This window comes from Thermoproteus sp. CP80 (assembly GCF_002077075.2).
GTDB lineage: Archaea > Thermoproteota > Thermoprotei > Thermoproteales > Thermoproteaceae > Thermoproteus.
Genome location: NZ_LCWM02000043.1, coordinates 1 through 10,429, shown reverse-complemented (window position 1 = coordinate 10,429; position 10,429 = coordinate 1). Strand labels below are relative to the sequence as shown.

Genomic DNA, 10,429 nt, shown 5'->3' with positions numbered 1-10,429 from the left:
GGCCGCGGACGCCGGAGGGAAAAGTTAATAAAGAGCCGCGTGAAAAGAGAATAATGGTCATTTACGTTTCGCCGCATAAGAACGAGACGAAGACAACGATGTCGACAGACCTCAAGAAAATCCTCCTCACAGAGGTTATTGGCGAGGTGATACAGGGGGTCACCATATTGGACCCGCGAGGCGTGCCGGTGATACACCATCTGCCCAACACCTTGACGGCCAAGACGCTCAGACAGGTCTCCAACTTGATCGAGCTGGTCAACATAATCAGGCAGAACCAGGACGAGAGCCTCGGCGACTTCCAGTACGTGATGGTGAAGTATATGAACTATAAAGTTGGTATATTCGAGTTGCCCAACAAGAAAGGCTGGCTGATCGTCTTCATAAATCCGCTTTGGCACATAGAGAATGTGATTCCGAAAATAAGGCAGTTTTCACACAAAATAGCTCAAGTTATTACCTAGACCGGCCCAGCGCCTGGTGGGCTCTGGCGAGCTCGTTTCTAGCCAGCGCCAGTATCAAGTTGAGCTCCCCCGCCAGGACGGCCGCGGCCACGATCTCGGCGAACTTGAGGGCGTTGGCTCCCGGCGGGTCTCCGGGGCCCGCTACGCCGAGCATCGACAGGGCCTCCCTCTGCGTCGGGAGGCCGGTCCCGCCGCCGACCGTCCCCACCTCCAGGCTGGGGAGGGTGACGGAGATGTAGAGCCCTCCGTCCCGCGGCTCCGTCCAGGTGATGCCCATGCTGGACTCCACCACCTGGGCCACGTCCTGCCCGGTCGCTATGAATATGGCGGTTATTATGTTGGCGAAATGGGCGTTGAAGCCGTAGGAGTGGGCCAGAGCCGACCCCAGGAGGTTCTTCCTGACGTTCACCTCGTGGACCGCCTCAGCCGTGACGCCCAGCCGCGAGAGGACGTCCCCTCTGATCGTGGCCTCCGCCACGACCGTCTTCCCCCTGCCCATGAGGAAGTTGACTGCGTTGGGCTTCTTGTCCACGCACATGTTGCCGCTCAAGGCCACGAGCTCGGCCCTGGGGTAGTTCTCCTCTATATATCTGGCGGCGGCCTCGGAGGCTATCGTCGCCATGTTCATCCCCATGGCGTCGCCCGTCTCGAAGACGAACCTCAGCCACACGTTGTTGCCCACTATAAAGGGCTGGACGTCCTTAAGCCTCCCGTGCCTCGTGGTGGATTCCGCCGCCCTCCTTATCTCCTCCCTGTGGGCCCCGACCCACTCGACGAAATCCACTGCGTCGGCCAGCGAAGGCAGCTTGAAGAGGGGCGCTCTGGCCATGCCGTCCCTGACGACCGCGGCCCGCGCGCCGCCGGACTCCGTGACTATCTTGGCGCCTCTATTCACCGACGCCACGAGGGCGCCCTCGGTGGTGGCCAGCGGTATGTAGAACGCGCCCCTCGCGTACCTCCCCTCGACCAGCAGAGGGCCGGCCACGCCTATGGGTATCTGGGCCGCCCCTATGGGGTTCTCTATGTTCCTGCCCACGGCCTTGTTGAAATCTATGGCGGTGGACCCGATGGCCTCGAGCCTCACGCCGAGCTTCCTCTCCAGGAACCTCCTCCTGTACTCCGCCGCCCTGTTGGAGTCGCCGAGCGCCTTGTCCAGCTCGTGGAGCTTCAGCCTTCCGCTGTCCAGGGCCTCGATCACTTCCTCCACTCAACGTTTTAATATATTGCCTTATCAAGTTTTCGATGACAGACGTGTGGATCAACGGCACGGCGATGGTGCAGACGGAAATACGGCGCCTCCAACCCCTACGCCTACATAAGGAAGCAGGCGAAGCTCGAGGACGTGCTCGACAGCGAGCTCGTCAGCGACCCGCTGAGGCTGTACGACGTGGGGCCCATGGCCGACGGAGCCGCCGCGGCGATCCTCTGCGGCAGGAAGGGCGTGGCCAAGGTGTTAGGCATGTGGAGCTCCGCCAACGCCGTGCCCTTCAACGCCAGGCAGGACTACGACGTGCTCTACTCGGCCAGGGAGGCCGCGGAGAGGGCGTACAGGATGGCCGGCATAACGCCGCGCGACGTGGCGACGGCCGAGGTCCACGACTCCTACTCCATATTGGGCGTCCTCGCGGCGGAGGCCCTGGGCCTTGCCCCCCGCGGCGGGCTCCTCGCCTCGCTTAGGGGAGGCTCCGAGGTCAGGGCCAACCTGAGCGGCGGGCTTAAGAGCAGGGGCAACGTCATGGGCGCCACCGGCGTCTACCAGGCCGTGGAGGTCGTCTGGCAGCTGGTCGGGAGGGGGCCCTTCAAGAGGGTCGACGGCTCGATAGGCGTGATCCACTCCATGGGCGGCGTCGACGCCACTTCGACCGTTGTCGTTCTGGGGTTATAGCAAAAGATATTAATGGCTATGAGATAGGGCCTATGGAGCACGAATCGGTGCCCCTATACTGGCGCAACATACCTAGCTATTACCGTCTGGCGGCCAGGCGCTGCAGGAAATGCGGGGAGGTCTACTACCCGCCGGTGGTCAAATGCCCCAGATGCGGCTCATCCGAGCTCGAGGACTTCCAACTGCCCCACGAGGGGGAGCTGGTGGAGTTCACCGTGTTGAGGTCGGTGCCCACCGACTATATGAAGCAGAAGCCGCTGGTGATAGGCCTCGTCAAGCTGGGCCCCGTGAAGGTCCTCGGGCAGATAGTGGACGCCGCTCCCGAGAAGCTGAAGGCCGGGCAGAGGATGGAGGTCGTCTTCAGGAGGGTGGTCGTCGACGGCAAATACGGCCTCGTGATGTACGGCTATAAGTTCAGGCCGAGGCCATGAAGGCGGGCATAGTCTCCTGGGGGGCCTACATACCCAAGTACAGGATCAGGACCGAGGACATAGCGGCGACCTGGGGCGACGACCCCGCCAGGATAGTCGATATATATCTGGTGTACGAGAAGAGCGTCGAGGGCTACGACGAGGACGCAGTCACCATAGCGACCGAGGCCGCCAGGAGGGCCCTCAGAAGAGGCGCCGTCGACCCCAAGAGGATAGGGGCCGTCTACTCCGGCACGGAGTCCAAGCCCTACGCCGTGAAGCCCATATCGTCCATATTGATAGACGCCCTCGGCCTCGCCAACAACGTCTTCGCAGTGGACATGGAGTTCGCCTGCAAGGCCGCCTCCGACGGCATAGTGGCCATAGCCGGCCTGGTTGAGTCGGGGCGGGTAGAGTACGGCCTGGCGGTCGGCACCGACACGTCGCAAGGCGAGCCCGGGGAGCATCTGGACTACTCGGCCAGCAGCGGCGGCGTGGCGTACGTGATAGGGAGGGACGGCGTGGCGGCGGAGTTCGAGACGATATATACGTACAACTCCGACACGCCCGACTTCTGGCGCAGAGAGGGATCGCCGTACCCCATGCACGGCGAGGGGTTCACCGGCGAGCCGGCGTACTTCAGACACGTCGTCGGCGCCGCCAAGGGCCTGATGGAGAGGCACGGCTACAAGGTGTCGGACTTCGCATACGCCGTATTCCACCAGCCCAACGGCAGATTCCCCATGCGCGCGGCCTCGATGCTGGGCTTCCCGCCGGACAAGGTCAAGCCGGGCATCGTGGTGACCCATATAGGCAACACCTACAACGCGTCGGCGCTCATGGGCCTCGCCAGAGTCCTCGAGCAGGCGAAGCCCGGAGACAAGATACTGCTGGTCACCTTCGGCTCCGGCGCCGGCTCCAACGCCTTCGTCCTAAACGTCACAGACGCAGTCCTGGAGAGGCAGAAGGCCGACGTGCCGAAAGTCGACGAGATGATCGCCGACAAGATCTACATCGACTACGCCATGTACCTAAAGAATAGAAAGATGGTGAAGCTCTTCGAATAGAGGGATAATACCTTTTTTATAGTCCCCAAGATTAAAAACCCGTGGGACCATTGCTATATGCCCCGTCGCCAGACGGACAAGGTCCTACAGAGGAAGGACCAGATATTGGAGCTTCTGAAGAAACACGGGGAGCTCACCACCAGCGCCATAATGAGGCTCACCGGCATGAGCCACAGCCAGATCTTCTACGTCTTGAAGATGCTGGAGAAGGAGGGCTATATAAGGGAGGTGCGGCGCGGGAAGGTGGCATACTGGCGCTTCAATGTTGAGCAGGAAAGCGGACTTAAAGAACAGTGAGCTCCTGGGCGTCCTCGCCGCCTCGATACTCTGCGCCAAACAGGGCTGCGAGGCGGACGGGCCGGAGATATCCATAGGGCCCCTCACCCTAAGGCTCTACCAGGGACAGGCGAGGCAGGAGGCGAAGAGGGGGAAGAAGGGCCAGCTGAGCCTCCTGGAGCTCGCCGGGGGGAAGGGCGGACAGGAGGCCCCCAGGCAGAAGCCCGCCGAGAAGCCCAGGGAGCAGAAGCCCAGAGGCGAGGCGGCCGCCGAAAGCAAGGCCAGGCAAGCCGCGGCGCAGGAGAGTAGGGAGGAGAAAGAGAAGAGGGTGGAAAAAGCCGAGGCCAGGCAGGCGGCGGCCCCGCCCCGGCCCCCGGCCGTGCCCGCCGAGGAGACGGCCGTTGCCGAGGAGGCGGCCGAGGCCAAGGTCGACCTCTCCCGCCTGGTGGAGGCCGCGTCGGACGTCCTGGGCGTAGACGCGCGGGAGGCGAGGCGCATCCTCGAGTCGGTCCTCCTCTACCTCTCCAACTACCCCAGCGTAGGCCTCCTGAGGTTCTTCGACGACTTGAAGAGGACGGCCAAGGCCGAGCCCGACGCCTTGAAGAAGGTGCTGAACCTCCTGAGGTCCTTCGGGGTGGTGGAGCTCCACGAGCTCGGCGTGGTCAACCTCAGGAAGAGGATAGAGCTGAAAAGGGAGACGAGGCTTTAGCTGGCGGCGCGCCGCGCCAGCGCGTATGCCTCAGTCCTGTGGCCCTTGACGACGAGCACCAAGTCGCCCTTGTCCCTGAGGGCCCTCAGGGCCCTCTTGGCCACGGTCATCTTGACGCCGTATTTGCTCGCGACCTCGTACACGGTCACCACGGGCATGGACTGGACGTCCCTAGATATGGCCTCCAGCAGCTTGTCGAAGGCGGACTGGGCCGCCTTCTTGGAGCCGCCCTCCTCCTTCTTCTTGCCCTTGGCTTGTTGCTGCTGCTGTTGCTGGGTCTTCTCGGTCTTCTTGGCGAGCTGGCTTAGGGTAGGTCTTTTCTTGCCGCCCACGGGCCGCACCACGCGGAGCTATATAAGCTTTGCGCGGAGGCCGGCGTCCACCTGCGGGAGGGCGTCCAGACGTATACGCGCCTTGAGGAAAGGGGGGATGGCGGCCGGCCGCCCGCCCCGGAGTTTTTAAAGCCCATGTATTTAAATATGGTTTAAAAAGTGGATATGGCTTCTTCTAGAAGGCACGGCCCCTCCCACAAGATAGAGAACATCGTGGCCACCGTCAACCTCGGCGTCGAGCTCGACCTGGAGCAGCTGGCCGAGAAGCTGCCGGTCGCCGAGTACAACCCCGACCAGTTCCCGGGCCTGATCCTCAGGCTCACCAAGCCGAGGATCTCCGCGCTTATCTTCAGGACCGGGAAGATGGTCTGCACGGGCGCCAAGAACGAGGGCGATCTGAAAAACGCCGTACACGCCCTGGTCAAGCTCCTGAACGACCACGGGGCGAACGTCCCGCTGAACCCGGAGGTCCAGGTGCAGAACATAGTGGCCTCCGGCAGCCTCAACGCCGAGGTCGACCTAGAACAGGCGGCCCTGCTCCTCGAAAACACCATGTACGAGCCGGAGCAGTTCCCAGGCCTCATCTACAGGATGTCCGACCCCAGGGTGGTGGTCCTGATATTCGGCTCCGGGAAGATAGTCTGCACGGGCGCCAAGTCGGAGGGGGACGTCGCGGTGGCGGTCCAGCAGCTCTACGACAAGCTCAAGGAGATAGGGGTGCTGTACGTCGAGGAGGGCGGCGGCGAGGAGGCCGAGGAGCCCGAGGAGGGCGAAGAGGGGGAGGAGGAGTGATAGGCCTATACGCAGATGAGGTAATAGAGTCTAGCCTCCCCCTGCTCGTCCCCACCTGCGAGGCGGTCAAGCCCAACGTGATCCCCTACGTGGACGGCGACATCGCCTGCCTCATGAAGGCGCTCGACTCGGCCCATATCGCCGTGGCCCTGAGGACCAGGAACAAGGTCGCGCTGAAGCTAGCGGCCGAGGTGAGGCCGGACATATTGATTCTGGTCGACGGTCTGGCGGCCAGAGGGCGGCGGATCAGGCCGCTGCTGAGGCCGGGAGCCGCGGCGCGGGGGTACTACCTGGTCGAGAGCCGGGAGCAGCTGAGGCGTATAGACGGCGGCCTCGCCGAAGGCCTGTTCCTCTACGCCCGGAACTTCGACCAGGCCTGGATCGCCGAGGCGCTCGGCGGCCGCCTGAAGTGCGACGGCTGCTCCCCTCCCTGCAGGGCTGTGGATCTGCTCCTCTGCAACGCCTACAGGGAGCTGGAGGTCGTCTAGGCTTTAAGCCGCGCCCTATTTGAGCCTCAGCGACTCGCCCGGCCTCATTACGTACACCTTGCTGCTGGACACGGCCTCCACCCTCGACTTGAAGTCCTCCGGGTCCTGTTTTATCACGGGGAAGGTGTTGTAGTGCATGGGGACGACCGACTTGGCCCTCAGGAGCTGGACCGCCCAGGCGGCCTCGCGAGGCCCCATGGTGTAGAAGCCCCCTATGGGGAGCAGGGCCAGGTCGAGGTCGAACATCCTCCCTATCAGCTCCATATCGCCGAAGACGCCCGTATCCCCCGCGTGGTAGATGCTGCCCTCGGGCGTGGATATCACGAAGCCCGTCGGGGCGCCCCTATTCGCCGTGTGCAGCGCCGGCGTCATGTAGACCTCCACGCCGTCCCCCAGCTTGACGGTCCCCCCTATGTTCATCCCCACGGTCTGGGCCTCGGGGACCCCCTTCTCCGCCACCTCCAGCGACAGCTCGAAGGTGCCCACTATCGGCGCGCCCGTCCTCTTGGATATCTCGACCGACTCCCCCAGGTGGTCCAGATGGTCGTGTGTAACGAGTATATAGTTGGGCCGAAGCCCCGCCACCTCCTCCACGGTCGTCGGGGACAGCGGGTGGGTCGCCCACGGATCCACCAATATCTTGAGGGAGCCCGCCTCCACCAGGAAGAACGAGTGCCCGAACCACCTCACCTGCATGCAGACCCCCGAAACCGGTTTTATAACTATTTCCTGAGGTCCAGGCGGATGGCCCGGGCGTGCGGGGCGTAGATGGAGACCTGGTACCCCCTGGCCTCGGCCGCCGCCGCGATCTCCCTCAGCGCCGAGAAGGGCATGGGCCTCAGAAGCACGAGCTTCAGGCGGTACGTCCCGCTCCTGGGGTCGTAGAGGACCTTGGCGTACTTCAGAGGCTCCCTGGCCTTCGCCTTCGCGAGCTCCAGAAGCGCGTTGACGTCCTCCACGCCGGACCCCAAGCGGGTCCTTATATCAGTTGCTTGTTGAAGATGGAGGCGAGGAGGTGGTCGAGCTCAGGCGCCCTGTCGTACATATCGCCGTTTATCGAGATGGCGCCGGGCCCGCCAACCTCGAAGACCTTCCACGGCCCCCTGCCGAACTTGGCCAGGACGTACGCCCTGCCCCCCGCACGCGAGGCGAACTCCAGAAGCCCCTCCACCCTCTCCCCCTCGACCCTTATGGCGGCCCTCCTCGCCCTGTACTTCAGCTCCAACACCAGGACCTGGCCCCTGCAGACGGCCACAACGTCCGGGACGAAGCGCTTCCTGACGCCGCCCCCCGAGGAGCACCCCCGCAGGACGGCGCACCCCCTATCCCACAGGAGGTTGGCTACGGACCTCTCCTTGGAGGCCCCCTTGGCCTTCGGGCTCGTCACGGCCGACGCTACGCACGGATTAAAATCAGTGGCCCCGTGATACGAAAAAGGCTTTAAATAGGGAACGGGAGATGGGGCCATGTCCCAGTCTTTCGACGTGGTGGTCGTCGGAGCGGGCACGGCGGGGGCCTACGCCGCCTACAACCTGGCCAAGAGGGGCTTCAAGGTCGCCCTCATGGACTCCAAAAGCGGCGACAAGGTCGGCGTCAAGACCTGCGGAGACGCCCTGGGCAAACACCACGTGGACAGGATGTCGAGGTTCCTCACGCCGAACCCCAGGATATTGGTCAACGAGATAAAGGGCGTCGAGCTCTACAGCCCCGACCTCAGGACCAAGTACGTGATCGCCGGGGAGGGCTACATGCTGGACAGATTCAACTGGGGCAAGTGGCTGGTCAGGGAGGCGGTCGACGCAGGCGCGGCGTTCTTCGAGGGCCACACCGCGACCGCGCCGATACTCGAGAACGGCCACGTGGTCGGGGTCAAGGCCACCGACAACAGGCAGGGGACGTACAGGGAGTTCAGGGCGAAGGTCGTGGTGGACGCGTCCGGATCGGTGGGCGTCGTCAGGACGAAGCTCCCCGACACCTGGCCCATATCCGAGAGGCTGCACCCCGAGGACGTCTCGCACGCCTACAGGGAGGTCTTCTACATAGACGGCGCCGTGGAGAACCCCAACTACATAAAGATATACCTGGACCAGACCATATCCCCCGGAGGCTACTGGTGGGACTTCCCCTACTCCTCCAACTTCGTCAACGTGGGGCTCGGCATATGGGGCGTGCTGAAGATAAACCCCAACGCCAACTACAAGAAGTACCTGGAGCCCCGCTACAGGATAAGGGAGAAGGTGCACATGGGCGGCGGCTTCATACCCACCAGACGCCCCCTCAAGTCGCTGGTAGGCAACGGGATAGTGGCGGCAGGCGACGCGGCCGCCGCGGTCAACCCGCTGCACGGAGGCGGCATAGGGCAGGCTCTGCTGACCGGGGAGCTCGCGGCCAAGGCCATAGAGAAGGCCTTCGCGCAGGGCAGATACGACGCCCAGACGCTGTGGAGCTACAACCTGGACTACATGCAGGAATGGGGCCACCGGCAGGCCCAGCTCGACGTCATAAGGCTCATGCTGCAGACCCTGGACAACGACGACCTCAACTTCGGCCTCTCCAGGAAGCTCCTCACCGAGGAGGACGTCCTCGACATATCGTCCCGCGGAGTCACGCTCTCCGTCGTCGACAAGATGAGGATAGCGCTCCAGTTCGCCGCCAGGCCGGGCCTCCTGATGAAGCTGTACAACGCCATGCAGTACGCCAAGAAGATAGGGGACATGTACCTGGACTACCCCAAAAACCCCGAAGGCCTAGACAGATGGCACGAAAAAGTCATGGAGACGTACGGCGAATACAGGAGGAAGATAGGGCTCGGCCCAATGCCGGCGTAGCACGCCGAGGCGCCGAAGGGCAGTCGCCCCCAACGGCCCGCGGAGCCCCGCAGCGCAGGAACCCAGAGCCCGCGGCCGCGTGACGCGCCCCCAGCCTCGCTCCAACGAGAGCCGTTCGCGGTTCACATGGTACAGGATACAGGAAAGCCGCAATAAGGCAGTCCTCAGCAACGCTAACATTAGCGATTAGCGGAAGCCCGCCAGCCTCCTACAGAGTTGCCGATCAACGCCGCACCCTAAGCCTTGCGAGGAGCCGATTTATGGCACCATCCACATGCACAGAGACCTGTTGTTGCTGCGGCGGCAGATAGGCGACAACCGTCCACCTATTCGCCGGCTCAGGCGGCTGGCCCGAGGTATAGAGATGCATAGCGCCCACGCGGATCCCCCTCCTAAGTAGAGGGACGTGATAGCCGAGGGCATATATCTCGTCCACCTGGGTCTCCGGAATGCGCGTGTTCCTTCTGTGTAGCTTGACCTCCAGAATCATCAACATTTCGTCGCCCATCTTAAGGGCAACGTCGAGGTTAAACCTCCTGTCGAGCACCGCAACCGCAGGTTCGAGGACGACGTCGTAGCACCTCTCCAAGGCGTAGCAGGCAACTATGGCGTTTCCCAGCGGGTTCAGCGGCGCATCAGCCAACCCCCCGTACGCCTGCATCAAAGCCTTCCGCCAATCGACACATGCCTCCTGTAGCACCCTGCTGTACAGCTCATGCGGGACGCCGGTAAACACCCGTCTTATTTCAAAGCCGCCGAAAATTCAGAGACTGCAGCAACTCACCCATGCAGCTCCTTCGGCACGAGGCTGTACCCCTCGGCGTAGAGGTAGTTGACAAGCCTCACCCCCATGTAGTCCGACTTCTTCTCAGGGACGTCCAAGCCCAGCAACTGGTTCACATGCCGTTCGAGCTGCCAAGGCTTCCAGCCGCCGTACTTCGCCGCCACGTCGGAGAGCCGAGCCGCCACCGGCCGGGGCAACTGCGGCGCGGGGCCCGCATAGCGTATCTCAAGTCCCAACTCCCCCTGCACCAAGTCGAAATCCTCGGCCTCAAGGGCGTCGTACACCTCGTTGCTCATAGGCCCATACGACCAGATGTAGAAGTCGGCCCTCGCCAAGGGGCGGCCGCCGTATCTATACTCATAGACGACGTGCCTCTCCACGTCGTACTGCGCCA

Annotated in this window: 15 protein-coding genes and 1 pseudogene; 9 read left to right on the top strand and 7 right to left on the bottom strand. The window is 63.1% G+C overall.

The features are described 5' to 3' along the window. Positions 1-53: 53 nt before the first annotated feature. On the top strand, positions 54-464 hold the full coding sequence (locus B7L68_RS07825; protein ID WP_081247119.1) for a hypothetical protein: 411 nt from the start codon (positions 54-56) through the stop codon (positions 462-464). On the opposite strand, the gene hmgA is transcribed toward B7L68_RS07825, so the two are convergent. Continuing rightward, the gene (gene hmgA, locus B7L68_RS07820; protein WP_193432489.1) at positions 457-1,671 is read right to left on the bottom strand and encodes a hydroxymethylglutaryl-CoA reductase (NADPH); all 1,215 of its coding nucleotides are present in this window, start codon (positions 1,669-1,671) and stop codon (positions 457-459) included. The genes B7L68_RS07825 and hmgA overlap by 8 nt on opposite strands. Positions 1,672-1,749: 78 nt before the next feature. Between hmgA and B7L68_RS07815 the strand changes: the two are divergent. The 5 genes and pseudogenes from B7L68_RS07815 to B7L68_RS07795 all read left to right on the top strand — a co-directional run. After that, positions 1,750-2,349: pseudogene (locus tag B7L68_RS07815) on the top strand (thiolase family protein); the annotation flags it as partial. 32 nt (positions 2,350-2,381) lie between these two features. Next, positions 2,382-2,780, top strand: a complete 399-nt coding sequence (locus tag B7L68_RS07810) for a Zn-ribbon domain-containing OB-fold protein (protein ID WP_081247118.1) — start codon at positions 2,382-2,384, stop codon at positions 2,778-2,780. Continuing rightward, on the top strand, positions 2,777-3,826 hold the full coding sequence (locus B7L68_RS07805; RefSeq protein ID WP_081247117.1) for a hydroxymethylglutaryl-CoA synthase: 1,050 nt from the start codon (positions 2,777-2,779) through the stop codon (positions 3,824-3,826). The genes B7L68_RS07810 and B7L68_RS07805 overlap by 4 nt, the downstream gene beginning before the upstream one ends. Before the next feature lie 57 nt (positions 3,827-3,883). After that, positions 3,884-4,123, top strand: a complete 240-nt coding sequence (locus B7L68_RS07800; protein WP_081247116.1) for a FaeA/PapI family transcriptional regulator — start codon at positions 3,884-3,886, stop codon at positions 4,121-4,123. Continuing rightward, positions 4,089-4,811, top strand: a complete 723-nt coding sequence (locus B7L68_RS07795; protein WP_143615330.1) for a hypothetical protein — start codon at positions 4,089-4,091, stop codon at positions 4,809-4,811. The genes B7L68_RS07800 and B7L68_RS07795 overlap by 35 nt, the downstream gene beginning before the upstream one ends. On the opposite strand, the gene B7L68_RS07790 is transcribed toward B7L68_RS07795, so the two are convergent. Then, positions 4,808-5,143, bottom strand: a complete 336-nt coding sequence (locus tag B7L68_RS07790; RefSeq protein ID WP_081247114.1) for a 30S ribosomal protein S25e — start codon at positions 5,141-5,143, stop codon at positions 4,808-4,810. The genes B7L68_RS07795 and B7L68_RS07790 overlap by 4 nt on opposite strands. Positions 5,144-5,308: 165 nt before the next feature. Here B7L68_RS07790 and B7L68_RS07785 point away from each other — a divergent pair, with 165 nt between their 5' ends. After that, positions 5,309-5,935 (top strand): TATA-box-binding protein, encoded by a 627-nt coding sequence (locus tag B7L68_RS07785; RefSeq protein WP_081247113.1) that lies wholly within the window; start codon positions 5,309-5,311, stop codon positions 5,933-5,935. Beyond that, positions 5,932-6,423 (top strand): hypothetical protein, encoded by a 492-nt coding sequence (locus tag B7L68_RS07780; RefSeq protein ID WP_081247112.1) that lies wholly within the window; start codon positions 5,932-5,934, stop codon positions 6,421-6,423. The genes B7L68_RS07785 and B7L68_RS07780 overlap by 4 nt, the downstream gene beginning before the upstream one ends. A gap of 15 nt (positions 6,424-6,438) precedes the next feature. On the opposite strand, the gene B7L68_RS07775 is transcribed toward B7L68_RS07780, so the two are convergent. Genes B7L68_RS07775 through B7L68_RS07765 form a run of 3 tightly spaced genes read right to left on the bottom strand, consistent with a single transcriptional unit; the run spans position 6,439 to position 7,810 of the window. Further along, a complete protein-coding gene (locus B7L68_RS07775) occupies positions 6,439-7,119 on the bottom strand; it encodes a metal-dependent hydrolase (protein ID WP_081247111.1) in 681 nt (226 codons plus the stop codon). Positions 7,120-7,145: 26 nt separating this feature from the next. Further along, a complete protein-coding gene (locus tag B7L68_RS07770; protein WP_081247110.1) occupies positions 7,146-7,382 on the bottom strand; it encodes a hypothetical protein in 237 nt (78 codons plus the stop codon). A gap of 20 nt (positions 7,383-7,402) precedes the next feature. After that, positions 7,403-7,810, bottom strand: a complete 408-nt coding sequence (locus B7L68_RS07765; protein WP_238136384.1) for a Holliday junction resolvase — start codon at positions 7,808-7,810, stop codon at positions 7,403-7,405. A gap of 79 nt (positions 7,811-7,889) precedes the next feature. On the opposite strand from B7L68_RS07765, the gene B7L68_RS07760 reads away from it, so the two are divergent. Beyond that, positions 7,890-9,251, top strand: a complete 1,362-nt coding sequence (locus B7L68_RS07760; RefSeq protein ID WP_081247108.1) for a digeranylgeranylglycerophospholipid reductase — start codon at positions 7,890-7,892, stop codon at positions 9,249-9,251. Positions 9,252-9,474: 223 nt separating this feature from the next. Here the strand turns inward: B7L68_RS07760 and B7L68_RS07755 are convergent, their stop codons facing one another. Both B7L68_RS07755 and B7L68_RS08750 read right to left on the bottom strand, forming a co-directional pair. Further along, the gene (locus B7L68_RS07755) at positions 9,475-9,912 is read right to left on the bottom strand and encodes a hypothetical protein (protein ID WP_143615329.1); all 438 of its coding nucleotides are present in this window, start codon (positions 9,910-9,912) and stop codon (positions 9,475-9,477) included. Positions 9,913-10,031: 119 nt separating this feature from the next. After that, a partial coding sequence (locus tag B7L68_RS08750) for a hypothetical protein (protein WP_081247106.1) occupies positions 10,032-10,429 on the bottom strand: 398 nt, incomplete at its 5' end.

What these genes read in the sequence shown, in the direction of transcription:
- B7L68_RS07825 (WP_081247119.1), top strand. Translation starts at nt 54, where the DNA reads ATGGTCATTTACGTTTCGCCGCATAAGAACGAGACGAAGACAACGATG.
- B7L68_RS07810 (WP_081247118.1), top strand. Translation starts at nt 2,382, where the DNA reads ATGGAGCACGAATCGGTGCCCCTATACTGGCGCAACATACCTAGCTAT.
- B7L68_RS07805 (WP_081247117.1), top strand. Translation starts at nt 2,777, where the DNA reads ATGAAGGCGGGCATAGTCTCCTGGGGGGCCTACATACCCAAGTACAGG.
- B7L68_RS07800 (WP_081247116.1), top strand. Translation starts at nt 3,884, where the DNA reads ATGCCCCGTCGCCAGACGGACAAGGTCCTACAGAGGAAGGACCAGATA.
- B7L68_RS07795 (WP_143615330.1), top strand. Translation starts at nt 4,089, where the DNA reads ATGTTGAGCAGGAAAGCGGACTTAAAGAACAGTGAGCTCCTGGGCGTC.
- B7L68_RS07785 (WP_081247113.1), top strand. Translation starts at nt 5,309, where the DNA reads ATGGCTTCTTCTAGAAGGCACGGCCCCTCCCACAAGATAGAGAACATC.
- B7L68_RS07775 (WP_081247111.1), bottom strand. Translation starts at nt 7,119, where the DNA reads ATGCAGGTGAGGTGGTTCGGGCACTCGTTCTTCCTGGTGGAGGCGGGC.
- B7L68_RS07760 (WP_081247108.1), top strand. Translation starts at nt 7,890, where the DNA reads ATGTCCCAGTCTTTCGACGTGGTGGTCGTCGGAGCGGGCACGGCGGGG.
- B7L68_RS07755 (WP_143615329.1), bottom strand. Translation starts at nt 9,912, where the DNA reads ATGCAGGCGTACGGGGGGTTGGCTGATGCGCCGCTGAACCCGCTGGGA.